The sequence below is a fragment of the Parabacteroides sp. AF27-14 genome, assembly GCF_003635425.1.
GTDB classification, from domain to species: Bacteria; Bacteroidota; Bacteroidia; order Bacteroidales; family Tannerellaceae; genus Parabacteroides; species Parabacteroides distasonis.
The window spans coordinates 1-25,761 of the sequence record NZ_QTLZ01000003.1 but is presented as its reverse complement, the minus strand read 5'-3'; the positions used below and the strand labels follow the sequence as shown (position 1 = coordinate 25,761).

Sequence of the window (25,761 nt, the reverse complement as noted above, 5' to 3'; positions counted from 1 at the left end):
GTATCAAGACCGGAGACAAATACCATAGGGTTTCAACGATAATAGGCTCAATATCCCAACCGGATATTATCTACCCAAAAGGTATTTCCCGGAGACCCTATGTATGAGCCTCCGTGACTGGAACAGAACTCTAAGATCATATGGGTTACCTCATCGTCCTCCGTTCCCCAGCCGATCTCTTGGATGGGCACATTCTTGCCTTTGCTGTTCAAGCTATAACGGGCGGACTCACCGAGTTGAAACCCCATATATTCTTCATAATCGCTACGTTTCGTGATATCGCCGTATAAGATCGTGAAATTGGCATCGTTTACCCAATCCGTATTTTTATCCATCCGGATTACCAGCGTACCGATACGCTTAGCATATATGTTCCCGTCCTTATCTTCCCAACGCTTCTGAAGAAAGAGATTCACCAAAGGCATATCAATGCCATCTACCTCCGATCTCTTGCTAAAACCACTCAATTTAATACGATTGGGATCACCGGAGAGTTTCACCTTATAATCGAATAACAAGGACGTAGGTTTTTGGTGAAACGGGATACCGCAAACGATCTGTCCCCACGTCTCCGAAGAATTCTTCGCCGGTTCCAGAAAACGGCCGAGATAGAGACATCCCCCGACCAACACCTTCACGTTCATGATGCCCATCGCCGAGATCGATTCTATACCCGTCTCCAGCCGTGCGCAATACCCCTCATCCCGTCTTTCGGGGTAGACACTGACGCTAGCTTTCGTAATCCCGCTCACCCTTGCCATCACGTTAGAACTGCCCCAAGGCGAAACTTTCGACTCAAAAGGTCTATTTCCGATAATCGTATCCGTAGGGCCAACGCAGTAAAGTGTCTTTGTCTCCTTCCCGATAATAGCCGATTCCGTGATCTTACGTACCACCCACTGATCCAGATCGCCATAACGGATCGCTTCCGTCTTTCGCTGGGCATATAGCGCCATACTCATCCCCAAAAAGACAAATAAATAGCCTAACCGATTATTTACTACCATAAGTTACCCCCCTATCCAAATCCTTTTTTATTTTTGCAGCGAAATTAATTAGAATCGATAACACAAGGAAGGTCCGTATAAAGAATTTATTCGGATTATCCATGATAAATAACAAACGACGTGAATAAACCCATGGCAGAAAAGCCCCGGACACCCTCCATCGCGATCTCTTTACTACCCGTAGTGACATTAGTCATCATGCTGGCCGTAGCCATCTATATTTTCCGGGGCGATTCCCTTGGAGGAGCCAGCCAAATCGTATTATTGATAGCCACCTCGATCTGCTCTTTGATCGCCGTCTTTCATTGCAGGATCAAGTGGGAAGATATCGAGGGGCAAATCGCCCGTAACATCTATGGGATCGCACCGTCTGTCATCATCCTTTTATTGATCGGAACCCTATCGGGCAGTTGGATGGTAAGCGGGATCGTGCCGTCCTTGATCTATTACGGGTTGCAAGTCATGCAAACGGATTTCTTCCTCGTGGCCTGTTGCCTGCTATGCAGTATCGTATCGGTCATGACGGGTAGCTCGTGGACTACCATCGCCACCATCGGGATCGCCTTGATCGGGATTGGCGAGGCGCAAGGCTTCAGTACGGGGTGGGTAGCGGGAGCGATTATATCGGGCGCTTATTTCGGGGATAAGATGTCGCCGTTATCAGACACTACGGTATTGGCGGCCTCCGTAACGGACACGCCCCTTTTCACGCATATCCGGTATATGCTTTATACGACCGTTCCCTCTATGATCGTCACACTGATCGTATTCAGCATCGCCGGATTCTCGAGGGAGACAGCGGACGCATCCCAGATAGCCGCTTTCTCCGAAGCCTTGAAAGGCTCGTTCCATATCACGCCTTGGCTTATGATCGTACCGATCGTTACCGGAATCATGATCGCCAAGAAGACACCTTCGATCGTAGTGCTTTTCGCCTCTTCCATACTCGCCGGAATATTCGCCTTGATCTTCCAGCCAAACGCCTTATTGGAGATTTCCGGGATCACGGATAGCGGAATTATCGCCTATATCAAAGGCCTGCTGATGACTTTCTATGACAGCACGCAGATACAGACCGGCAACGAGGCCCTGAACTCTCTAGTCTCTACCCGGGGAATGGCCGGGATGATGAACACGATTTGGCTGATCATTTGCGCCATGTGTTTCGGCGGGGCCATGTCCGCTAGCGGCATGCTGGAAAGCATCACACGTATCTTCTTGCATTTCATGCGAGGCCGTACCAGCATGGTCGCCTCTACCGTCGTGTCCGGATTATCCTTGAACATCTGCACGGCGGACCAGTTCATCGCCATCATCCTGAACAGCGAAATGTTTAAAGAAGTATATAAGCAACGGGGATTCGAGAGCCGCCTGCTTAGCCGGACAACGGAAGACTCAGTCACCGTCACCTCCGTGCTGATCCCGTGGACGACTTGCGGCATGACGCAATCTACAATCCTCGGCGTATCTACTTGGACTTATTTCCCTTATTGCGTCTTTAATATCGTCAGCCCGTTTATGAGCATTCTTATAGCGGCAACCGGTTATAAGATCGTCCAAAAGACTGTGAAATAAGGAAATCAATCTATAATTCATAGCGTTATTCAAGGTATTTTTAGTATTTTCGCACCATCATTATTTAAGCGACTGAATGAACAATGGAAAATCATCTTAAGAAGATGCCCTCCCCTTTACTTTCACTAGTGCCTATCCTCGTGCTGGTAGCTCTTTTGTTTGTAACCATACGCACTTTTGGCAGCGACGCGTTGAGCGGCGGAAGCCAAGTCGTATTACTTACCACCACGGCGGTGGCCTCCCTTTTGGCCATGATCTTCTGCAAAGTCAAATGGCGTGATATAGAAGAGGCGATATGTAAAAACATATTGGGAGTGGCCACAGCTATAATTATCCTATTGTTGATTGGCGCTTTATCCGGTAGCTGGATGATCAGCGGTATCGTCCCGACCTTGATTTATTACGGGATGCAAATCATTCATCCGAGTTTCTTCCTTGCCTCTTGTTGCGTGATCTGCGCTGTCGTATCCGTTATGACCGGTAGCTCGTGGACTACCATCGCCACGATCGGTATCGCCTTGATGGGTATCGGCGAGGCACAGGGCTTCGCTACGGGATGGGTAGCCGGAGCGATCATCTCGGGCGCTTATTTCGGGGATAAGATCTCACCGCTCTCGGACACGACGGTATTAGCTTCTTCCGTAACGCATACCCCTTTGTTCTCCCATATCCGGTATATGATGCTTACGACAATACCGTCTATGGTGATCACGTTGATTATCTTTACCATAGCGGGTTTTACGCATACCTCGAACGCATCCGGGCAAATAGCCGAGTTCGCCGCCTCGTTGAACGAAAGCTTTAATATCTCACTCTGGCTACTGATCGTACCGGTGGTAACGGGTATATTAATCGCCAAGAAAGTACCGTCTTTGATCACCTTGTTTATCTCGACAGCGATGGCGGGGGTGCTCGCGATCTTTTTCCAGCCTCATTTATTGCAAGAGGTAGCGGGAGCGTCGGTAGCGGATGCCTCCTCCCTGTTTAAGGGATTATTCATGACATTCTACGGGAGTACCCAAATCGATACGGGCAACGAGGCATTGAACAGCTTGGTCGCTACCCGGGGTATGGCGGGCATGATGAATACGATTTGGCTGATCATCTGCGCCATGTGCTTCGGCGGCTCCATGACGGCCAGCGGTATGCTGGAAAGCCTTACGTCTGTATTCCTGCGCTTTATGAAACGGAGGGTCGGCATGGTGGCGTCTACCGTATTCTCCGGTTTATTCTTGAATATCGTTACGGCCGATCAATACATATCTATTATCCTTACCGGAAATATGTTCAAGGATATCTACAAGAAAAAAGGATATGAGAGTCGCCTGTTAAGCCGTACGACGGAAGATTCCGTAACCGTAACGTCCGTGCTGGTACCGTGGAACACCTGCGGCATGACGCAAGCCACGATATTAGGCGTAGCGACCCTGACGTATCTTCCTTATTGCTTCTTTAACCTGATCAGTCCGTTGATGAGTATTACGATGGCCGCCATTGGCTTCAAAATAAAGCAACACCATGAAGAAGATCAGAGTATCATTGTTAACTAAAGTCGTTATCGCTATCGCCGCCGGCGTATTGTTCGGCCAGTTTTTACCGGGAGGAATCGCACGTATCTTTGTAACCTTCAATTCATTGTTCGGCAACTTCCTATCGTTCTCCATCCCTCTAATCATATTGGGGCTGGTGACTCCCGCTATCGGAGATCTGGGTAAAGGAGCCGGAAAGCTATTGTTGATAACCGCCTTGATCGCTTACGGTTCAACAGTCTTCTCGGGTTTCTTCACGTTCCTGAGCGGATCGGCTATATTCCCGCACATACTACCGACCAACACGGAATTGACGGCAATGGAGAATCCGGAAGATTTCATGCTGACACCTTACTTCGTGGTAAATATGCCGCCTTTAATGGATGTCATGACAGCCTTGCTGCTATCCTTTACGATTGGCCTAGGGCTTTCTAATATAGCGGGAACCACCCTGCGTGACTCTTTCACGGATTTCAAGGAAATTATCATTAAGCTAATCGAGGTGGTTATCATCCCGTTATTACCGCTCCATATTTTCGGTATCTTCCTGAACATGACCGTGAGCGGACAAGTCATGAGTATTATCACGATGTTCCTCAAGGTTATCATAGTCATCTTTGTCTTACATGTATTATTGTTATTGATCCAATTCACGATAGCCGGAGCCATAGCCGGGAAAAATCCGCTCCGCCTCTTGAAGAATATGTTACCGGCCTACGCTACGGCTCTGGGGACCCAATCCTCCGCCGCCACGATTCCCGTGACACTGGCGCAGGCTGTCAAGAATGGCGTACGGGAGAATATAGCGATCTTTACCGTTCCGCTTTGCGCCACGATCCATCTGGCAGGTAGCACCATGAAAATCGTAGCTTGCGCTATGGCTATCATGATCATGGCGGGAGAACCGGTTACCTTCTCCAATTTCAGCGGATTTATCATGATGCTGGGAATTACGATGGTAGCGGCTCCGGGGGTTCCGGGAGGGGCTATTATGGCCGCTTTGGGTATCTTGCAAAGTATGCTAGGATTCAATGAGACACTGCAAGCGTTAATGATCGCCCTTTATATTGCCATGGATAGTTTTGGCACCGCTTGCAACGTGACGGGAGATGGCGCTATCGCTGTCGTGGTGGATAAAATAGCCGGGAAAAACACCCCATAGTTACCTAGAGTAGCAGGAAGCCATAAGCGCCTCCAAGGTATCGACCTCTTTTTCCCGCATCATCGTAAGGGCGATATGGGCACAGGCGTAAGCGTCGGCCATGGCGTTATGATGTTGGGTAAGGTCGTAACCGCAGTGGGCGGCTACTGTCTGCAACTGATGATTTACCAGAAACGGGTACATCTTCCGGGATAGACGGCAAGTGCAATAGAAGGGATATTTCGGATAGGCTAAGTCATATACCTCGTGGGCGGCTTTCAGGCATCCCTCATCAAACGGACTGTTATGGGCAACAAGGGGGAGATCCTTTAGTTTCGGGGCGATGCTTTCCCAAGCCTCCTCGAAACATAACGCATCATTCGTATCCTCAACGCTCAACCCATGTATAGCCGTAGTCCAACGGGTATAGAAATTAGGGGTAGGACGTACCAAGGTATAAATGCTATCTACTACCCAGTCATCCTCCAATATGGCGATACCTATACTGCAAATACTGCTCCGCTTTCCATTAGCGGTCTCAAAGTCAATGGCTGCGAATCGTTCCATAGATAGATTACTAGTTTTTAATCCGTTTACTATTTATTTGTAGAGACGAGGCGTGCCCCATCTCTACAAATAACCTCTCATTATTTATGGCTCCAGTCCCTTGGTGCGGGGACAGGGGCTAGCGGTTTGCGTTCTTTTAATTGTTTCATGACTTCCTCGATAGCACGGTCTAATTGTTGATCCTCACCGTTCCATTCCTTGATGGGGTCGTTATCGATCAAGATATCCGGATCCACACCGTGGTTCTCGATAATCCAGTTACCCGTCTTCGGATCATAGCTCGTGAAGAAAGGCACACGGATATCCGTACCGTCCATATAAGGAAGCGGGCCGCTAATACCGATGATACCGCCCCAAGTACGGGTTCCAATCAATTTACCTAAGCCAAGCGCACGGAAGCCCCACGGGAATAAATCGCCATCGGAAGCGGAATACTTATTGATCAAGCAAACTTTCGGGCCAACCTGTACGGCATCCGGTACGGTCCCGATCAAAGAAGAACCCCGGCGCATCGTCAAACGATACGGCTCACGAGACAGACGTTCCAGAATCATCGGGGAGACATTTCCACCGCCATTCGCACGATCATCGATAATCAAACCTTCTTTATCCAATTGCGGATAGAAATAGCGGGAGAACTCATTCAAGCCTTCCGGCCCCATATCCGGGATATAGATATAACCGACCTTACCGTTCGTCGCCTTATCCACCTTCTTGATATTATCTTGGATCCAATTATAGTGATACAAAGAATATTCTTCCGCCAACGGACTGACCACGATCTTACGAGCCCCCGCCAACTGAGGCTTGCTATTCAAAGACAACTCGGTCGGAACGTTCGCCTTCCCGATCAACAACTTATACATATCGTTCACGCTATTCGTAGGTACTCCGTCTATAGCGACGATATACTCTCCGGCCTTCGCCTCAACACCCGGCTCTGTCAATGGAGAACGTAATTCCTTACTCCAAGAAGCCCCCGGCAGGATCTTTTCCAAGCGGAAGAAACCACTCTTATCCCGAGAAACCTCAGCACCTAGCAGACCCATCGATACCCGTTTAGGACTTTCCACCTCACCGGGGTTCACATAAGCATGCCCTACTCCCAGCTCGCCGATCATCTCGCCAATAATATAATTCAAGTCCAAACGTGTTTTCACGTAAGGAAGAAGGGCGGCGTATTTCTCCTTGATCGCCTTCCAATCCTTGCCATGCATATTCTCCAGATAGAAACCATCCCGGAAAGCACGCCAAGCCTCGTCGAAGATTTGCGCCCATTCCTTCGTATAGTCTACCGTGATCTTCATATTCGCCAGATTAACCGGCTTACTTAAATCCGCTTTACCTTTCGGTATATCGGTTACGAATAGTTGATCGTCCTTAAAGAAAACAGCTTTCTTGCCAGCCGGATCAACCATCATAGCGGCATCGCTAACGGTTTCCTCTTTCTGTTTCTTCAAGTCAAACATCTTCATGCCGCCTTTCGTGAAATAATACACGTTCGTTCCATCGGAATAAAGATCGTAGTAATTCGATCCCGGCAAGGGGAGCTTAACGATTCGATCCGTGATACCCTCTATATCAATCTTTACGACCGGAGTAGAAGCCTCATTCTTTGTCTCGTCCTTTTTAGAGGCATCCGCTTTCGCCGGGGTAGATTCAATGGCTACCTCCGCATCCGTTTCCATAAACGGGGAAGCGGTATCCTTAGACAATAACGCCAGATATACGCCACCCATATTATTATACACATGATTCCATTCCGTTTGGCTATACGTAGGATTGAAATCACGGGCGGAAGTGAATACCAGATATTTGCCATCCGTACTGAATACCGGAGAATAAGACTCGTACCATTTATCGGTCACGGGATATTCTTTCTTACCCGCGATATCGTAGACATAGACGATTGAGAAATTATTATCGGACACACGGGAATAAGTCAACCAATTATTATCCGGAGAGAAACTTACGTTGCGGGCTTCACCTAACAGACTTTGTGAGATAGTTGTTAGCTGTTTGTTAGATACGTCCAAAAGATTGATACGATTTTTACGATCCGTATAGACAATCTTCTTGGAATCCGGACTCCACTGGAAAGTACGGATATACGTATCGTTATTCTTGGTCAACTGGGTAGGCTCGCCCCCCTCGGAATCTTGGAGATACAGCTCGGTCTCGCCGGTAGCGTCGGAGATATAGGCTATATGTTTTCCGTCCGGCGACCATTGAGCGTCACGTTCGTGCGCTCCCGGAGTACGGGTGATATTTTTCGTAACCCCTTTATCTACCGGGATATTGAAGACCTCGCCACGAGCCGTCACCACCATACGCTCACCTTTTGGGGAGAGGCTGGCACTCGTGATATATTTGGAGCCATCCTTGATCTCGCTACGTGCGTAGACATTATCGGAGGCCAGGGTTACGTTCACTTTCTCCGGTTTCTTCGACGCCGCATCCATCTTATAGATATAGCCTCCATTCTCGAAAACGATCGTATTGCCGAAGCTGCTAGGGAATTTCACGTCGTACTCGGTGAAGTTCGTCACCTTACTTGTTTGTTTTGTCTTCGTATTGTAAACGAACAAGTTCATCGTGTAATCCCGATCCGAAAGGAAATAGATCTCATCACCAATCCACATCGGAAAGATATCTTGCGCCTCATTGTTCGTGATATTCTCTACACTTTTCTTCTCCGGATTATACACCCAGATATCATCGGCCATACCGCCCTTATAGTATTTCCATGTACGGAACTCACGCATTACCCGGTTGTAAGCCAATTGTTTTCCGTCGGGCGAATAGCTACAAAAGCCGCCCTCGGGCAAGGGAACCACCTCGGAAAGGCCACCTTCTTTATTTACCGTATATAACTTACCGGAGAACCCATCGCTGATGCGGTTGCGGTAAACAATACCATTACCGTCCGGTGTCCAAGTCATCACAATATTATTCGGCCCCATGCGATCGCCCAGATCATCACGGCTATTCGTAGCCGTGTAAGTGATACGCAATGGCTCACCGCCGGAAGAGGGCATCGTGTACACTTCCGTGTTACCGTCGTACTGTCCCGTAAAAGCGATCGTCTTACCATCCGGGGAGAAACGGGGAAACATCTCATACCCCACATACGATGTCAATCGCTGTGCCTCACCACCTGTAGCCGGGACCTTATATAAATCGCCAGCGTACGAGAATACAATCTCTGAACCATTTGTAGCCGGAAAGCGCATTAATCTCGCCTCATCCGCCGCCATCAACAACGTAGGGATAGCGACAGCCGCCAATGCTGTTAAAATCATTCTTTTCCTCATAACCAATCTTTTCTTTTAATCATATCTGTTCTATCCGTTTTTAGTTGGCCCAATAGCGGGTAGGACCTCAAATGTACATAAAAAGATCCAAAATCCAAGTCAAGTCCCTTATATATCCGATCCTAGAAAAAGTTTTAGAATCTCTAATTTATTACTACCTTTGCGCCGGAAATCAAACAATGATACAAATAAGATGAACAAGAAGCTTCTGAACAACTCAAAAAGATGGTATACCCGGGCTTTCTCGGGCAATACGATCGTGCATGTTCATTGGTTCAGCGGTTTTGTCTAAATCCATCCATACTCTTCTTGAGAGGACTTCTTTTTATAGTTCTCTTCTTACACCTACATCTAGGTCTTAATTGCACTCAAGTTTAACTTCTGCGGAAAAGAGGGAGTATTCGTATGCTTCGTTTCCGGGGAAAAGATGTCTTGCGCATCTCAAAATACAATATGCTTATGTTTATCATTCTAGGTCTATTAGGTCTGGGGATAAGCGTCGGTTATTTATGCCGACACGTCCCCGCTTTCAAGGGATTGGAACATTCCATCTCTTATACGATTTTCGCGATGTTGTTCATATTCGGTATTACCATAGGAGCCAACCAATCTTTGCTGAATAATATTGGTGAGTTTGGAATACAAGCAGCCATACTTGCTATTTGCGGAGTATTGGGAAGTCTGGTAGCATCTTTTATCGCTTATAAATTATTTATCAAGAAAGGAGGTCTCAATGAAAAATAACCTAATCGTTATCTTATGTTTCACAGCGGGAATCTTTTGCGGAACCTTCGCCAACACGACTATCTCCACGTATTGCGAAAAACTACCGCAATTCTTGCTATACGCCCTCGTTATCCAAGTAGGATTGAATCTGGGAGCAAACGCCGAATTAGGAAAGATGGTAAAGGATATCCGGTTTTCCAGTTTGTTACTGCCGTTCTTTACGATCATCGGCACGTTAGTATTCTCCGCGGCGGCAAGTTTGTTATTGACCTCGTGGAATATATATGATTGTATGGCTGTAGGAAGCGGATTCGCCTATTATTCCTTATCCTCCTTGCTTATCGTACAACTGAAAGAGGCGTCGGCAGGGATAGAGATCGCTTCGCAACTTGGGGCTATCGCGTTATTGGCTAATATCATCCGGGAAATGTTAGCTTTATTCGGGGCACCGCTGTATGCCTCTTTCTTTGGTAAATTCGCTCCGGTATCCGTGGCGGGAATCAATTCCATGGATGTCTGCCTTCCGGTTATCAGCCGGTATTCCGGAAAGAATATCGTACCTGTGGCTATTATTCACGGGATTATCCTCGAGATCAGCGTGCCGTTGCTTATCTCGCTCTTTTGCAAGTAGAAGCAGGATTTATCCTCAACACCCGCTATAAACACTAAAGAGGATGCGTACATTATATCGACGCATCCTCTTGTTCCTTTATCCGTACTTCCTCCTCACGGAGGTACTTACGGACCTCTTAATTTATTACTTTAGTATTAATATTAATCCAACTCCCGCCTGTTCATCCGTCACGGATTACTTGGATCGATACCCGCACGGGAATTGTATGATTATCTTATTTTGTTAAATTCTTATTTAACGATAGCCTTAACAGCTTCCTCACCATCAACAGCCACAGCTACGATACCGGCAGGCACGGAGATTGTAGCGTTATCGGAAGTAAGAACGGTCTCAGCGATTACCTTACCCAAGATATTCGTGATAACTACAGACTTACCAGCTGCGCCTTGAACGGTTACGGTACCGTTACCGGCTACTACAGAGATACCTTCTACAGCATCGATTGTTTCGTTATCTGTTGCGATATCATCACCTTGCTCCACATTAAAGATCAAAGCATCGTCACCACCTGTATTCATCTCATCGAAATTAGAAGAACGATCATCAGACAGAACTAAACAACCATTCTGCATTCTCAACCAAGCCGCATATGTAGGAGCGATGTCACCCATAGCAGAATTATTGTAACCAGAAACATGTTTACTCTTCATAGACTCGAACAAGAATGCTCTATCAGCTTCTACCTCATTAGCGGCAACTTCCTTGTTTACGAAACGCATAGACCAAGTCACATACTTATGGTTATCACCAGATAAGATATATTTGTGTGAAACAAATTCATCTTCAGATACTCCAGCCTTCTTAGCCGCAGTCCAAGCATCCTCCTCAGCCTTGTTCAAATCAGCGAAGTTGATCTTCTCGTTCGGTAAGTTCTTGAACTCATCTCTCAAGATATACAAAGTATCAGCTACACGGATAGCTTCCACGAAACCTGCACGATCATATTTCTTCCACATGTAGTCAGCATCTTGCTCCCCATTTGATAATGTTGACCAACCATATTTATTAGCGAAATCATGGAAATTGATCAAATATTTACCTCTTTCAAAGCCCGGAACAGCCGGTTTTGCGTGAACGCAATGCCATTTATCTGTCGGTTTACCTTCTGCGGTAAAGTGATGGTCATCTTCCGTACAAGGTACGCCTTCAACTCCTTCGAAATCATTACGATCAATAGAGATCAAATATTGAGGCTTGATATTACCAGAACCACGGTTTACCCATGCGGTATCAACGATGAATGACAAACCATCCTCAGTCTTATCCGGAGTATAAATACCTAAGAAGTCAATACCTTCTTTCATGAAGTTCTTATTATTCTCAACCTGCAAGTATTCTTTACGGTATTTCTCGATAAAACGTAAAGTATCGGCCTTGTCACCTTCATTACCTTCAAGTTCAAGAGAACTGAAACGACGGTAAAGCGGAGTGTTGTCCGGTTCGATAGCGAAAGCAGAAGTACGAGTCTCGCCTAATACTTGATTCTTCAATGTAGCGGCACCGTCATAATCGGATACTCCAGCTTTCTGATAACCTAATACATATTTTGTAGCATTAGGATAATTATCATATGCAGCATTAACAATCGCATAATAGTGCTTTCCACTGATATGGTTGTTTTCTTTGAAGAATGCATAATAAGTCGTATAAGATTGCTGATGACCAGTAGCACTAGAACCTACATTAAACTTATCTTCCTTATTAACTTTCCATTCATTAAGTTCACCTTTACCATCTTTATAAGAAACCTCATAAGCAGTTCTCACTAGAGTCTTCAAGCCTTTAATACGATTCTTAGCCACATCATCGCTAACCTTATAACCGTAAGGGATATCTACAGTCGCAAATATCTTTGAGTTATTATACCAACGCTCAGTCAATGTATCAATTACGAAAGCATCTTTTCCATCCAACACAGTCAACGTAGAGTCTGTAGATTTAGCGATGTATTTATCCGTAGCATAAGGATGCCAATAGTTAAACGTATATTTGTTAACCAACAAAGAATCTTTCTCCAACTTTCTGTAACCTAAATACGGATCAGAAATAGAAGCTGCCGGAACTTTCTCGAAGAACAAAGAATCTATACCGACAGAGCCATACTCCGCTGTAAGTTTATCTCCATATACAAACATATAAGAACCACCCTCTGCCTTTCTTAACTGAACAGTAGAATAAACAGCAGTCTTATATGACTCCATCTGGCCATCACCATCAAAATCCGCATTTATAACTTTATCTGCGAATTCACGGTTAGAGATAGTAACCGGAGACACAGCCTTCACTTTATCATTACTTGTATTTTTCTTCAATACAACCCATTGATAAGCTGGCATATGAGCAACACTCTGCTCATCCTCATTCACGGTTGTCCAACGGATAGTACCATTCTCATAGATAGGAGAAGCTAAATACTGTCCTTGTTTATTCTTGATGAAATAAACACCATCATCAACGGAAGTCTTGGAAGAACCCTTTTCCTCACATCCGCTAAGACCCAAAGAAATATGAGTGTTCTGGTCCTCCGGATCAACTGTCAAAATACAAGTTTCATCTTTAATCAAGTCTTGCAAAGAGACACGCCAAAACTCATGCTCGTTAACTGGAGTAGCCGTAACGTGCGTATTCCAATACTTGCCATCATTATTCCAAGTAACTTTTTTTACATAGATGTACAAGCTATCGCCACTCGGAGAATAGATGAATTTGAACTGATGTTGAGCACGTAATTCAGAGCTAATAGAACTGTAAGCATCAGCTTTATCCTTTGCTTTCTCTGTCCAACCGTAAGCTAAGAACTTTGTACCTGTCTCATTCGTATAAGCCGTATCAACTTTCAAATAAGCGTCTTTATCCTTTTGCTTGATGAAAAGCCATTTGTTATTATCTTTATCCTCTGCGATAAACTTCTGCTCATTGAACGGATTCTTTAAGCTAGTACCTTTCACGTCCGGAGTGAAAGTCAATTGTACTCCAGCCTTGTTATCTTGAAGAAGACCCAACTTCGTATTTACTTGATCTTCGCTCAATGCGATTTGTGCTGCGCCAACCAAAGCAAAGTTAGTCACATCAGCGGCGTTTGAAGTGGCATCTATTTGATTAGCACCCCACTTGGCAACCTTAACAGCGCCGGTAGCAGGATCCGCTTTCAAACCAACAATTGAGTCCGTTGAGAAATAAGAATACAAAGGTCTCTTTTCTTCCAAATCCTTGTATGAGCGAGAGAATGCCCAACCTGCGATCTCACCACCTAAAACAGGTTTCCAAGCACCATTCATACCATTCTCAGTCTTCTCATGGCCAGCCATTGTCAAATCCAACATAGTTCCAGACAATTTATTCTGGAAGTCATAAATAGGAGCTTGACCTTGGTTATAATTAGAGACAGAAACACACCACAATGTAGCCTCTAAGTTATTCTTAGCTTCGCTTGCACTATAAACACGTAGTTCATAATCACCTGTTCCACGATTTAGCTCCATCGCAAGATAAGCAGGAGTAGTGCCATCCATGACCTTCAACTGATAAAGACCAGAATTAGCTCCCTCCTTCAAACCGCCTAAACGCCATTCTTGACCCAATACAGTTTCCGGGTCTACTCGACTTGGTGTAGTCTGTGCATTAACAGACATAACACTTAACAGCGCCATACCTGCCAAAAGAGTAGAAAACTTCTTGTTCATAAATTCAAAATTTAATATTAATAATAGTGTTAATTAAAGTCCATCCCGTCGTTTAGTACCCTTGTTTTACTCGAAAACGACTAGTCTAAACGATCGTTTAGATCTTGCGTTTTTTAGGCGCTTGAGCGGGAGGTTCGTTGAAGGAATCGCTTGTTTGGTAAATGATAACCTATCCTATTGATAAGAAAGAGGATAAGTGGAAAAAAAATAGCCCGGAAGGGTTGCAAGTATCGAAGAAACGCGTACCTTTGCAAATGACTAAAAGAATCGATCGTTTAGACTAGCCGTTTCTATCTATTATATAATGTACGCATGTACATTAATATATGGTATCCATCCATAACCGCATAATAAATACAAAACACAAACATTCACATGCAATCATAGCGAATACACAAACGTATAATCCAAGGCTTGTCAAGCCATAAGCTTACGAAGTAGTAGAATCTCAATGGGGATAGGCATATCAGTTATGCCATGCGAAATAGGAAGAACTTCAGGTCAGTTGCAAATCTTACTTCTAAATATAAAAACAAGGTATCTTAAATTGATCAAAATGGGAGCCGATTACTATCCATAGTATTTTGCACTACTATTAATACTAATCGTACTTTCTATAAATAGTAAAGCTGACTACCATGAATCTGCTTTTTAAGAAATATACAATAAACAGGATGCGCGATACGAAAATAAACCTTACCTTTGGAGCAGTAATCACCTAAAACCATTTAACTATGGCACAATACGTAGACATCATGACTGATGCTGGATTTAAGGCTGTCTTCCAAGACAAGCAAGTTACCATCAAGTTCCTTAACGCCGCCCTAGCCGGCGAACGGCAGATCAAGGACATCACCTACCTCGACAAGGAGATCAAGCCAGAGATTGTCGAGAACCGTACCATCATATTCGACCTGCTCTGCGAGGACGTGTCCGGGGCCAAGTTCATCCTAGAGATGCAGAATTGTCCCCAGTACTATTTCTTTAACAGAGGTTTTTATTATCTTTGTCGCATGGTGGCCCGGCAAGGACAAATCGGCAAGCAATGGCAATATCGGTTGCTACCCATCTACGGAGTTTATTTCTTGAATTTCAAGTTGCCGGAGTTCACAGACTTCCGTACAGATGTTGTCCTCGCTAACGAGAGGACGGGAAAGGTGTTCAATGAGATCAAGATGAAGCAGATCTACATATCGTTCCCGTTATTCAGTTTAAGCAAGGAGGAGTGCAAGAGCTCCTTCGAACGTTGGATTTATACATTGAAGAATATGAACCTATTTGAACAATCTCCCTTCAAGGAGGAACAGGAGACCTTCCTTCGCTTACTGGACGTGGCGAACGTCAACTCACTCAGCGAAAAAGAACGTGCGATCTACGAGGAAAACCTAAAGAATTATCGGGATTGGTATGCGACCATCGATTACGCACAAACGGAAGGGATTGAAAAAGGAATGCAGGAAGGAATGCAAAAAGGGATGCAGAAAGGGATCGAGAAAGGGATCGAGAAAGGCCGTCAAGAGGAAAAACTCCAGATAGCCCAAAAGATGAAGGAGCAAGGACTTGACTCCGAACTTATCGCCCAATGCTCCGGACTTTCTGTTGAAGACATTGAGCGACTATAACCCGAATCAACCGATTCAATTCGATCCGGGCCGCTTCCATCCACTATCCGGAGGAAACGGCCCGGATTACTTTCGTACATTCACGATACCTAGAAAGCGTAATTAAAATCCAACGGAATAAAGAAACTGACGATTGTTCCGCTCCCCATCCCCTTCTCCTTGCTTTGGACCGAATATGTGATCTTCTCTTTATTTCTCCTATTCAACAATAGGATCGTACGGTAAAGGACTTTCGTTCCCATCCCCGTACCGTTATGTCCCGCATTCGTAAACAGACGATACCCGGGTCCATTATCCTCTATACGGATATGGATGCCTTTCCCGTCGCGCTCCACGAAAACAGATAATCGCTTCTCGCCCTCGATCGCACACAAGCCATGTTTCACGGCATTCTCTACGGGTATCTGGATCAGCATGGCCGGGAGATAGATTGCGTCCGTGTCAAGGGAGGGATCGAGATTCCATTCCAGACGGAAGTCCGGCCCTAATCCTTGCGCCTGCAAATTCAAGTAAGTCCGGACAAAGCGTAATTCTTCCTCCAACGTGATACTAAGCTTTTCCGTGATCTCCAAACTACTACGTAACAACTCCACCAATCCGGAAAGTTGCGTACGGCGGGAACTTCCTTCTTCCTCCGAGCTAATCTCCCGGTTCAATATATTGAATATAAAATGAGGGGATACACGGTTGCGAATACTCTCCATCTTCAGCTTCGTCACCTGATCGATATGGCTTAACCACTGGGCATGCCGTTTACGTTTCATAAAGTAATAAGCCATGCCGCTGACGATCGACAAGATCGCAAAAAGCAAGATCCAAACCCAACGGCTCATTTCCAAGTATTCCATCCGGCCGGCCTGTTGCCTAATGATAACCTCCCGCTTGAGCAAAGTCGTATCTTGCCTATAACGCATATCTATCTCGGCGACACGCATCTGGGTTCGTTCGCTACGAATATTGTTCTCAATGACGCTATTCTTCGTTTGATACTCATAAGCACGCCTAAAATCGCCCGTGGTAGCGAAGTAATTCTGCAAGTTCTTATTACGGATCACTACCATCTTGGGATCTATGCCTACCGTATCCGTGTAACTCCTCAACAATCGATAAGCCAGCCCGGAGTTCCCCTCTTTTAAGGCTAGCGAAGCCTTCAGGGTTGTCAAATGGTACAAGGCCGTCTTATTATTATAGGTATGGAAGTACCTAAACCCTTTTTCCAGATAAAAACGAGCGGAATCCAACTGATCCATACATAGATAGATCTCCCCTAAATTGATCTCGCATACGTTGGTATAGAAATCCATATGAGTAGGACGTACCACCTCACGGGCTTTCAAGAACCAAGGAAGCGCCTTCGCATACTCTTCCTTGTAATAATAGTAATTTCCCCGGCTATTGCAAAAGGTGAATTTCTCGCTCAAGTTACGAGAATCCAGTTCTTTCTCCGCCAAACGGTAAAAGTGATCGGATAAGTCAAAGTCCCTCAATTCCATATACGTCTCGCCCAAACCAAAATAAATAGGAAAGGACATCCGATCCATAATACCCAATGAATCACTCACGAAAAGAGCTTGGCGAAAGTAGCGGGCTCGCTGATCGTAAGCTCCTTTCCGGGTATATATATCCGCTATATTGATATAAATATCCGGGATTTTATGCTCCATCTCACTCTGCCGGATCTCTTGATACGCCTCGGAATAGCAAAGGAGGGCCGAATCCGTTTTATCCAAAAATGAATAATAATTGCCAACCGTATTTTTCAGCGTCCCTAAGAGTCCATGTATCTTGGGAGACATCGGTACACGGTCGCAATAATCTATAATTGACCGATGTAAAACAAACCCGGAATCATATACACTATTTGCAAAATAAATCTGGCTTTTAGCCGCAAGTAATTTATAATATTTATCGCTATCTTTAGTTAGACTTAAAGCTTCATCCAATGCGGAATGAGCATATCGAGGATTCCGGTAAATCGAATCCATAGCCATATGTTCCAAAGAGTCAATCCGCAGGTTATCAGAAAAAGCAAATGTTTTTTCCGGTAGCTTTCCACAAGAAAACAGAAACACAAAATGAAATAGCAATAATAAAATGGACATAAAAGTCATACACACCCTATATTTCGTCATCATCTTGGCGGTTTTAAAGTTCATATGCAAAAATATTTAAAAATTTAATCTACGCAATTATTTCTCCTAATAAATATCGAAAATCGATTACATTTGTAAATCTAAAATAGAGTACACATGAAAAACTTGATGATTCCTGCGCTGGCGTTATTTTTATCGGCGGCGGCGCAAGCAGACGACAGTCCGTTATGGATGCGTTACTGCGCGATCTCCCCGGACGGGCAGACGATCGCGTTTTCTTACCAAGGGGATATCTACACGGTCCCTTCTTCCGGAGGAAAAGCCCGGCAGTTGACAACACATCCGGCGCATGATACCCGTCCGGTCTGGTCGCCCGACGGACAGAGAATAGCCTTCGCCTCCAACCGTAGCGGCAACTTCGATGTATTTCTCATGAACAAGGAGGGAGGGGAACCCAAGCGGCTCACCACCCACTCCACAAACGAATATCCCACTACCTTTAAGGATAACGGACACATCTTGTATCTGGCCAACGTATTGCAAGACGCCAAGGATATCCAATTCCCCGGCACCCGCTTTATGCAAGTCTATGAGATAAGCACGGACGGAGGAAGGCCGGATTTATATTCTTCGTTATACATGGAAAATATAGCCCTCAGCAAAGATGGCAGTAAATTATTATACAATGACTACAAAGGTTACGAGGACCCTTGGCGCAAGCATCATCAATCTTCTATCACCCGTGATATCTGGTTATGTACGCTTGGAAAAGATCGCTCTTTCCAGAAAGTAACCACTTTTGGCGGTGAGGATCGTAATCCTGTATGGGCCGCGGATGGGGCGTCTTTCTATTACCTAAGCGAGGAGAAAGGAAGCTTTAACATCTTCAAGAAAGATTTGGCAGGCAACAGCGAGAAACAAATCACGACGCATACCACCCACCCCGTGCGTTTCCTTACCTCCGATAATACCGGGACTCTATGCTATAGTTACGACGGCGAGATCTATACCGTTAAGGAAGGCCAGAAACCTGCCAAGGTGAATATCCAGATCGTCGCGGATAAGATCGAGAACGACGTAATCCATCGTCTTCTGACCGATGGAGCTACGGATATCGCCGTCTCCCCGAATGGAAAAGAGGTAGCGTTTATCACTCGTGGCGATGTTTACGTAACTTCTATTGAATACGAGACGACTCGTCAAATCACGAACACGCCGCAACAAGAGCGCAATATAGATTTCAGCCCCGACGGACGTTCATTGGTATATTCCGCCGAACGGGAAGGAACATGGGGAATCTACGAAAGTAAACTTACACGTGACGAAGATAAGCAATTCACGTACGCCCCGGAATTGAAAGAGGAGCCTCTTGTCGTCTCCGGACAAACCTCGTTCCAACCCTTATACTCTCCGGATGGTAACGAGGTGGCTTTCCTTGAGAACCGCACCACCTTACGTGTTATCAACCGAAAGACCAAGCAGGTCCGCACCGTATTGGACGGGAAATACCTCTATTCGTATAGCGATGGAGACCAGCATTTCCAATGGTCGCCAGACAGCAAGTGGTTCTTGGTAGATTACATCTCCGTCGGAGGATGGAACAATACGGATATCGCCCTCGTGAAAGCGGACGGTAGCGGCGAGGTAACGAACCTGACGGAAAGCGGTTATTCGGATGGCGACGCGAAATGGGTATTAGACGGTAAGGCCATGATCTGGTCCTCCGACCGTGCCGGTTTCCGCAGCCACGGTAGCTGGGGTGCTGAGCGGGATGTGTACATCATGTTCTTCGACGGTGAGGCTTACGATAAATTCCGCCTCAGTAAAGAAGAACTGGCCTTGGTAGAAGCGGATGAAAACAAAGATAAGGACGAGGATAAGACATCCGATAAAGATTCCGATAAGAAAAAAGAGGATAAGGATAAGCCTGTAGCCCCCTTGAAGTTTGATTTGGAGAACCGCAAGGACCGGATTATTCGCCTGACCGCTAATTCATCCTCATTGGGAGACGCCGTACTCGCCCCGAAAGGAGATAAACTATATTATTGCGCCGCTTTCGAGAAAGGCTTTGATTTATGGGAACACGACTTGAAGGAAAAGTCCACTAAATTACTGCTCAAGAATGTCGGTCGAGGCACTCTATTCGCCGATAAGAAAGTAGAGAACCTCTATCTTACCGCCGGCGGTAAACTGAAAAAGATAGAGTTGAAGGATAGCAAGGAAAAACCGATCGCTTTCAAGGCCGAGTTCGCTTATCGTCCGGCAGAGGAGCGTGCTTATATCTTCCACCACGCTTGGCGTCAAGTCTTGGATAAGTTCTATGATCCGACACTCCGGGGCATGGATTGGAAAGGGTATGAGACCGCTTACGCCCGTTTCCTTCCGCATATCAACAACAATTTTGATTTCCAAGAGATGCTTTCCGAGCTATTGGGCGAGTTGAACGGCTCCCATACGGGCGCTCGTTACAATCCGGGACTAACCGGGCCGGAAACCGCCAGCTTAGGCGCTTTCTTCGATAACGCATACACAGGCGACGGATTGAAGATCGAGGAAATCATCGCCAAGGGCCCGCTGACATTGGCCGACAGCCAGATAAAGAAAGGCTGTATCATCGAGAAGATAGACGGAACACCGATAAAGAAAGACGCCGATTATTATCCACTGCTAAGCGGTAAAGTCGGTAAGAAAGTAATGCTTTCTGTCTATGATCCTACCAGCAAACAGCGTTTCGAGGAACAGGTAAAAGCGATCGGTAACGGAGAGCAATCGAACCTCCTTTATAAAAGATGGATCGAGAATTGCCAAGAAACCGTAGATAAATTATCGAACGGGCAAATCGGATATGTACATGTGAGAGGTATGAACAGCGAGAGTTTCCGCGAGGTCTATTCCGCCTTATTAGGCCGTTGCCGGAATAAGAAAGCCGTGATCGTGGATACCCGCCATAACGGAGGTGGCTGGTTGCATGATGATCTGGCTACCTTATTGAGCGGCAAGGAGTATCAGCGCTTCGAGCCTCGCGGACAATACATCGGTAGCGATCCTTACAATAAGTGGACCAAACCGTCCTGTGTCTTGATGTGCGAGGATAATTATTCGAACGCTCATGGTTTCCCTTGGGTTTATAAGACCTTAGGTATCGGCAAGCTGATCGGCGCCCCGGTTCCGGGAACCATGACAGCCGTATGGTGGGAAACGCAAATCGATCCGACCTTGGTATTCGGTATCCCGCAAGTAGGCGTGAAAGATATGCAAGGCAATTATCTGGAAAACCAACAATTGCAACCGGATGTCGAGGTGTACAATACTCCCGAGGCGCAGCTCTCCGGCGAGGACACGCAATTAAAAAGAGCGGTAGAAGTGATGCTGCAAACTGTAAAATAGCTTTTCTAGGCCTCGGAAATGACTTTTCAACCTTGTAAAATGCCTTCCGAGGCCTCGGAAACGACTTTTCAACCTTGCAAGGTGGTTTCCGAGATCTCGGAAGCCTCTTTCACTCACATCGAACAGAAGAAAGAAACGAAAAACGGAACCATGAAGTCCACCAAGATCCCGTGAAAGATAGAGACAAAGACCAAATCCTTTCCACAATAACGGGTGATAATCGGCAATGTCGTATCCATCGTAGTAGCTCCTCCCGCGCAGATCGGAGATAGCCTTCCGAAATATCTAACGAACAACGGAGCGCCCAGCAAGGCGAATATCTCACGGATAATATTAGCGATCAAGGCGATCGTTCCTAACTCCGCCGCCAATTGCGCCCCCAGCGTCGGTTCTTTTAGCTCTGTTATCAAGATGGAGGATAATGAATAATAGGCGAAACCGCTTCCGACCGCCAAACAATCGAACACGCTCCATTTGGTAAGAGCAAGGCTGATCAGGGCGGAGAAGCTCAACGTCCCGATAATAGTAGCCAGAGGCACCAATAAGAGTTTCGGCCGTATACTCGATAAAATCTCTTTCAGTTTCTTATCGCTTCCGATGCTAATCCCTACTTGAAACATCAAGAGGTAAAGTACATAAACCGTTATATCATTCTCGATAATGACCCCGGGCAGATAACCGCTCCATCCCAGCAAGCACCCCAAGGCAAAGAAGCCCACGACGATCAAACTCCCTTTCATCCCCGGCTCCTTTCCTTAAAAAAGAAATGATAAACTCCCCACGCCGCCAAGACGCTACCCAACGTACCGGCCGAAGCGATCAACAAGGCTTGCCCGCCCAACGTCGTAAGATTATTCACGATAGACTCATTGGCCCCTACCGAAATTCCCAGCAGGAACAAAAGAAGAAGAATCGTATAAGAAATAGGCTTACCGATCTTTTGCAGCCATTCTACTTTACGAAAGAAATACCCGACGGCAATGCCGCAGAACATGATTCCGATTACTGTAAACATCCCTTTGTAGTTTTTGCCGCGAAGTTAACAGAAACTCACAGTACCACAAAACGGCTACTTCTTCGTTTTCTTGAATTTCACGGGAATCTGCATACCTCCGGCGTCGGCCATTCCCTCTAACTTATTTCCTTTCTGGGTCATAGTTAAGTCTACAGGCGTTCCATCCACATAAAAAGAGCTGGTATAGGTATCTCCTTTCGCCTTGATATCATTTATCTCCAAGGTACTACCTTGTATATTCACTTTAGCGGTCAACTTGCCGTTCTCTTGCTTTATCTGAAAACTTCCATCTTGATATCCATACGGAGCGTCGGGGGCAGAGAAGGACCAATCGCCTACGAGCTTACTGAGATCTGCGGCTTTATCCTGTGCCGAGATCGTGATACAAAACAAAAGGCATAAAAGGGTGGTAAAGGCTTTCTTCATGTTCGTTCCCATAATCTTATGAATTAAATGAGTAATAGATTTAAATAACGTTCCAAATGTAGTGATTAATTTTCGATCTTCCGAGATATGTTCTAATATACGAGCATCAAATTCTTTCCCCAAAGGGGGTAATGCCTCGGCCTCATGAGATACGAACCAAGCCTTATAGGGTAATAAGTCGGGAGGTACCACCGCAGAGGAGAAAAACTGGCGTAATTCCCGCTCTTCCTCCACGGATGTGGCGCATTCCCAATATTTATCCAGCAACTTATTTATTCGTTGATAGTCCATACACGATCCATAAACAGATTACCTTACCGCATACCGCTCCATCCTTTCCTTATTTCCGGAATACGTTTCCCTCAATGCCAGATTACGCGCTACCATCATGCAATAGGAAGGTAAGTTCTCAATGACAATCCAGCTATCCCGGTCTTCCCAAACCTTAAGCAGGGCTTCCTGAACGATCTGCTCAGACTTCTCCACGTCTCCGGTAATCCGGAAAACAACCCGGAAAAGGTTATTCTTCAGCGGCAATATCTTTGTCGTAAATTCGTTTGTTCCCATACTTTTTTATCTATAAGACGAGCCAAGCCCGAAAAAGGTTGCAGATTTTAAAAGGAAATTTCCAATATTCCCCCAAAGCCATTATCTTTGTGACAGATGATTGATAATTCGCTTATTACAAACTAAATCAATAATAACAGTGAAAAGAACGATCTTATTTTTTCAGGCCGCTCTTGCCTGCCTGCTGGTAGGATGCAAGCAAGCGCCGGAGTCGCCGCGACTACAAGATGAGGTGAGGTATGTAGACCCATTCATCGGAACCGGGTTCCATGGACACACATTCCCCGGAGCTACCCGTCCGTACGCGATGGTACAACTAAGCCCGGATACCCATATCTTGGGATGGGACGCAAGTAGTGGTTACCATTATGATGATGACCATATCTACGGGTTCAGCCACACGCATCTTTCTGGTACGGGTATCGGCGATCTGGGTGACGTAGCTTTATTACCTTTCTCCGGTGGAGATTCCATCAAACCAGTAGCTACCTTCAAGAAAGACACTGAGAAAGCGACACCGGGGTATTATGCCGTACGCTTGGATAACTTTGGCATCAACGTGGAATTGACTTCTACGGATCGTGTAGGTTTCCACAAATATACATACGACAATCCCAAAGAACGTCGTGTCCTGCTTGACTTAGGGCATATCCTTCAACCGAACTGGGGACATAAGCTGATCGGTAACCAATATTTACTTGTAAACGACTCCACGGTGGAAGGAACCGTGAAGACACAAGGTTGGGCGCATTTCCATTCTATGTCCTATCGGATTACTTTCTCGGAACCGATCGAGACGGTATACCAATACATCGGGGGGAAATTACGTAAAGACTCCTTGTTCTTACGCCTAAATACGGCAGAAGATTTGAAGTTCCATTACAAATTCGCTGAAAAGGCACAACCGCTTTATGTAAAAGTAGCCTTATCCGTAGTCGATCCGGAAGGCGCCGAGAAGAATCTCGAGGCAGAATTGCCCGGATGGGATTTCGATAAGACCCGTGAGGAATCAACGCATATTTGGAACGAGGCGTTAAACTTGATCCAGATCGAGGCAGATCCGAAAGTCATGGTCAATTTCTATACGGCGCTCTACCATACCATGATCGCCCCCTTCGCTTATCAAGACGTGGACGGGCGTTATTTGGGTATGGACAAGAAAGTGCATACCGCCGAACCGGGTTACGTAAATTATTCCGTATTCTCCTTGTGGGATACGTTCCGTGCGCTTCATCCGTTAATGACAATCATTAATCCGGCCCTAGCGACTGATTGGGGTAAGGTACTCGTGCAAGGTTATAAAGAAGGTGGAATATTACCCAAATGGCCTTTAGCCTCTAGTTATACAGGTTGTATGGTAGGATATCCGGCCGTCTCGGTCCTCGCCGACCTTGTAGCGAAAGATTTAGCGGAAGGTGATATGAGCACGTGGGCGGAAGCCGGCGCACGTTCTTCCGTTTACCGTGAGGATCTTGCCGAGAAGTTCAGAGGAACCCGTGAGCTGGATCTGATCACGATGCATCCTTACTATAAGGAGAAATATGGTTTCGTCCCCGCCGATTCTGTTCCTGAATCCGTATCGTGGGGATTGGAGATGGCATACGAGGATTGGTGTATCTCCCAAATCGCCAAGAAGGCAGGTAATATAGAGTTGGCGAATGAGTATGCCAAGAAAGCCGAATACTACAAACGCTATTTAGATCCCGAGACGAAAATGATGCGTCCGGTAATGGGCGACGGTTCTTTCCGTACTCCATTCAACCCTCGCTATTCTTCGCATATGAAAAGCGACTATACCGAAGGGAATGCCTTTCAATGGAGTTTCTTCGCACCACATGATATGGATAACTTCATCGCCGCTATCGGTGGCAAGAAAGAGCTGGAAACACGTTTAGACACCCTGTTCACCACCTCTTCCCAGATTGACGGGGCAGAAGCCTCCGGAGATATTACCGGATTGATCGGCCAATACGCTCATGGAAACGAGCCGAGCCACCATATGGCCTATCTTTATAACTGGACAGATTCTCCATGGAAAGGGCAAGGGTATTTAGATTATATCATGCAGAATTTCTACACGAATGAACCGGATGGTATCATCGGTAATGAGGATTGCGGACAGATGTCTGCTTGGTATGTCATGAGCGCCCTAGGTTTCTATCAGGTAAGTCCGGGTATTCCGGTTTACACATTGGGCCGTCCGATGGTAAATAAGGCTTCTATGCACGTAAAAGGCGGTATTTTCGAGATCGTGGCGACCAACAATAGTCCCGCCAATAAATACGTTAAAGAAGTCAAGCTAAACGGTAAAGTCCTAGAGACTCCTTTCATCAGCCACTCCGATATCATAAATGGAGGTAAGCTTGAGTTTATCATGACCGATCAACCGGTAAAATAAATTCATATAAAGAAACATAAAAACAAAGGGGCTGTCCAAAAAGTGTGACAGCCCCTTTTTGCTATTGTTTATTTCAG

At 45.8% G+C, this 25,761-nt stretch carries 17 protein-coding genes; 8 read left to right on the top strand and 9 right to left on the bottom strand.

Features of this window, described 5'->3' with window-relative positions; genetic code table 11:
• Positions 1 to 47: 47 nt before the first annotated feature.
• The gene (locus DWY79_RS04095; RefSeq protein WP_122368899.1) at positions 48 to 1,007 is read right to left on the bottom strand and encodes a PCMD domain-containing protein; all 960 of its coding nucleotides are present in this window, start codon (positions 1,005 to 1,007) and stop codon (positions 48 to 50) included.
• 132 nt (positions 1,008 to 1,139) lie between these two features.
• Here DWY79_RS04095 and DWY79_RS04090 point away from each other — a divergent pair, with 132 nt between their 5' ends.
• The 3 genes from DWY79_RS04090 (at position 1,140) to DWY79_RS04080 (ending at position 5,273) form a co-directional block, all read left to right on the top strand.
• Positions 1,140 to 2,582, top strand: coding sequence for a Na+/H+ antiporter NhaC family protein (locus tag DWY79_RS04090; protein ID WP_122368898.1), 1,443 nt, complete (start codon positions 1,140 to 1,142; stop codon positions 2,580 to 2,582).
• An 83-nt stretch (positions 2,583 to 2,665) separates the two neighbouring features.
• Entirely contained in the window at positions 2,666 to 4,132 is a 1,467-nt protein-coding gene (gene nhaC / locus DWY79_RS04085) for a Na+/H+ antiporter NhaC (protein ID WP_005860937.1), read from the top strand.
• Positions 4,101 to 5,273, top strand: a complete 1,173-nt coding sequence (locus tag DWY79_RS04080) for a dicarboxylate/amino acid:cation symporter (protein ID WP_005866537.1) — start codon at positions 4,101 to 4,103, stop codon at positions 5,271 to 5,273. The genes nhaC and DWY79_RS04080 overlap by 32 nt, the downstream gene beginning before the upstream one ends.
• On the opposite strand, the gene DWY79_RS04075 is transcribed toward DWY79_RS04080, so the two are convergent.
• Positions 5,274 to 5,819, bottom strand: coding sequence for a 3'-5' exonuclease (locus DWY79_RS04075; RefSeq protein WP_008780611.1), 546 nt, complete (start codon positions 5,817 to 5,819; stop codon positions 5,274 to 5,276).
• A gap of 80 nt (positions 5,820 to 5,899) precedes the next feature.
• Positions 5,900 to 9,133: a S41 family peptidase gene (locus DWY79_RS04070; protein ID WP_008780610.1), complete on the bottom strand. Its 3,234-nt coding sequence runs from the start codon at positions 9,131 to 9,133 to the stop codon at positions 5,900 to 5,902.
• A 459-nt stretch (positions 9,134 to 9,592) separates the two neighbouring features.
• Between DWY79_RS04070 and DWY79_RS04065 the strand changes: the two genes are divergently transcribed.
• Together DWY79_RS04065 and DWY79_RS04060 are read left to right on the top strand one after the other, a co-directional pair.
• A complete protein-coding gene (locus DWY79_RS04065) occupies positions 9,593 to 9,877 on the top strand; it encodes a LysO family transporter (protein ID WP_172718840.1) in 285 nt (94 codons plus the stop codon).
• Entirely contained in the window at positions 9,867 to 10,490 is a 624-nt protein-coding gene (locus DWY79_RS04060; RefSeq protein WP_005860926.1) for a lysine exporter LysO family protein, read from the top strand. Before DWY79_RS04065 ends, DWY79_RS04060 begins: the two co-directional genes overlap by 11 nt.
• Positions 10,491 to 10,723: 233 nt before the next feature.
• Here DWY79_RS04060 and DWY79_RS04055 read toward each other — a convergent pair whose 3' ends face one another.
• Positions 10,724 to 14,176, bottom strand: a complete 3,453-nt coding sequence (locus DWY79_RS04055; RefSeq protein ID WP_122368897.1) for a DUF6383 domain-containing protein — start codon at positions 14,174 to 14,176, stop codon at positions 10,724 to 10,726.
• A 734-nt stretch (positions 14,177 to 14,910) separates the two neighbouring features.
• On the opposite strand from DWY79_RS04055, the gene DWY79_RS04050 reads away from it, so the two are divergent.
• The gene (locus DWY79_RS04050) at positions 14,911 to 15,798 is read left to right on the top strand and encodes an Rpn family recombination-promoting nuclease/putative transposase (RefSeq protein WP_121960974.1); all 888 of its coding nucleotides are present in this window, start codon (positions 14,911 to 14,913) and stop codon (positions 15,796 to 15,798) included.
• Between the two features lie 89 nt (positions 15,799 to 15,887).
• On the opposite strand, the gene DWY79_RS04045 is transcribed toward DWY79_RS04050, so the two are convergent.
• The gene (locus tag DWY79_RS04045) at positions 15,888 to 17,954 is read right to left on the bottom strand and encodes a histidine kinase (protein WP_122368896.1); all 2,067 of its coding nucleotides are present in this window, start codon (positions 17,952 to 17,954) and stop codon (positions 15,888 to 15,890) included.
• Between the two features lie 93 nt (positions 17,955 to 18,047).
• Between DWY79_RS04045 and DWY79_RS04040 the strand changes: the two genes are divergently transcribed.
• Positions 18,048 to 21,278: a S41 family peptidase gene (locus DWY79_RS04040; RefSeq protein ID WP_121956219.1), complete on the top strand. Its 3,231-nt coding sequence runs from the start codon at positions 18,048 to 18,050 to the stop codon at positions 21,276 to 21,278.
• 113 nt (positions 21,279 to 21,391) lie between these two features.
• Here the strand turns inward: DWY79_RS04040 and DWY79_RS04035 are convergent, their stop codons facing one another.
• From DWY79_RS04035 to DWY79_RS04020, 4 genes are read right to left on the bottom strand one after another with little or no spacing between them, the layout of a single operon-like run.
• Positions 21,392 to 22,018, bottom strand: a complete 627-nt coding sequence (locus DWY79_RS04035) for a lysine exporter LysO family protein (RefSeq protein WP_122368895.1) — start codon at positions 22,016 to 22,018, stop codon at positions 21,392 to 21,394.
• Positions 22,015 to 22,293: a LysO family transporter gene (locus tag DWY79_RS04030; protein ID WP_008773990.1), complete on the bottom strand. Its 279-nt coding sequence runs from the start codon at positions 22,291 to 22,293 to the stop codon at positions 22,015 to 22,017. The genes DWY79_RS04035 and DWY79_RS04030 overlap by 4 nt, the downstream gene beginning before the upstream one ends.
• Positions 22,294 to 22,347: 54 nt before the next feature.
• Positions 22,348 to 23,010 carry a hypothetical protein gene (locus DWY79_RS04025; protein WP_034532144.1) on the bottom strand — a complete coding sequence of 221 codons (663 nt, stop codon included), beginning with the start codon at positions 23,008 to 23,010 and terminating at the stop codon, positions 22,348 to 22,350.
• An 18-nt stretch (positions 23,011 to 23,028) separates the two neighbouring features.
• Complete coding sequence (locus DWY79_RS04020) at positions 23,029 to 23,286, bottom strand: RNA polymerase sigma factor (protein WP_044546140.1); 258 nt, start codon at positions 23,284 to 23,286, stop codon at positions 23,029 to 23,031.
• 139 nt (positions 23,287 to 23,425) lie between these two features.
• Here DWY79_RS04020 and DWY79_RS04015 point away from each other — a divergent pair, with 139 nt between their 5' ends.
• Positions 23,426 to 25,684, top strand: coding sequence for a GH92 family glycosyl hydrolase (locus DWY79_RS04015; protein ID WP_009018441.1), 2,259 nt, complete (start codon positions 23,426 to 23,428; stop codon positions 25,682 to 25,684).
• The last annotated feature ends 77 nt before the right edge of the window (positions 25,685 to 25,761 follow it).

Excerpts from the sequence above, each read along its gene's own strand:
- DWY79_RS04095 (WP_122368899.1), bottom strand. The coding sequence starts at position 1,007 with ATGGTAGTAAATAATCGGTTAGGCTATTTATTTGTCTTTTTGGGGATG.
- DWY79_RS04090 (WP_122368898.1), top strand. The coding sequence starts at position 1,140 with ATGGCAGAAAAGCCCCGGACACCCTCCATCGCGATCTCTTTACTACCC.
- nhaC (WP_005860937.1), top strand. The coding sequence starts at position 2,666 with ATGGAAAATCATCTTAAGAAGATGCCCTCCCCTTTACTTTCACTAGTG.
- DWY79_RS04080 (WP_005866537.1), top strand. The coding sequence starts at position 4,101 with ATGAAGAAGATCAGAGTATCATTGTTAACTAAAGTCGTTATCGCTATC.
- DWY79_RS04075 (WP_008780611.1), bottom strand. The coding sequence starts at position 5,819 with ATGGAACGATTCGCAGCCATTGACTTTGAGACCGCTAATGGAAAGCGG.
- DWY79_RS04070 (WP_008780610.1), bottom strand. The coding sequence starts at position 9,133 with ATGAGGAAAAGAATGATTTTAACAGCATTGGCGGCTGTCGCTATCCCT.
- DWY79_RS04065 (WP_172718840.1), top strand. The coding sequence starts at position 9,593 with ATGTTTATCATTCTAGGTCTATTAGGTCTGGGGATAAGCGTCGGTTAT.
- DWY79_RS04060 (WP_005860926.1), top strand. The coding sequence starts at position 9,867 with ATGAAAAATAACCTAATCGTTATCTTATGTTTCACAGCGGGAATCTTT.
- DWY79_RS04055 (WP_122368897.1), bottom strand. The coding sequence starts at position 14,176 with ATGAACAAGAAGTTTTCTACTCTTTTGGCAGGTATGGCGCTGTTAAGT.
- DWY79_RS04050 (WP_121960974.1), top strand. The coding sequence starts at position 14,911 with ATGGCACAATACGTAGACATCATGACTGATGCTGGATTTAAGGCTGTC.
- DWY79_RS04045 (WP_122368896.1), bottom strand. The coding sequence starts at position 17,954 with ATGAACTTTAAAACCGCCAAGATGATGACGAAATATAGGGTGTGTATG.
- DWY79_RS04040 (WP_121956219.1), top strand. The coding sequence starts at position 18,048 with ATGAAAAACTTGATGATTCCTGCGCTGGCGTTATTTTTATCGGCGGCG.
- DWY79_RS04035 (WP_122368895.1), bottom strand. The coding sequence starts at position 22,018 with ATGAAAGGGAGTTTGATCGTCGTGGGCTTCTTTGCCTTGGGGTGCTTG.
- DWY79_RS04030 (WP_008773990.1), bottom strand. The coding sequence starts at position 22,293 with ATGTTTACAGTAATCGGAATCATGTTCTGCGGCATTGCCGTCGGGTAT.
- DWY79_RS04025 (WP_034532144.1), bottom strand. The coding sequence starts at position 23,010 with ATGGACTATCAACGAATAAATAAGTTGCTGGATAAATATTGGGAATGC.
- DWY79_RS04020 (WP_044546140.1), bottom strand. The coding sequence starts at position 23,286 with ATGGGAACAAACGAATTTACGACAAAGATATTGCCGCTGAAGAATAAC.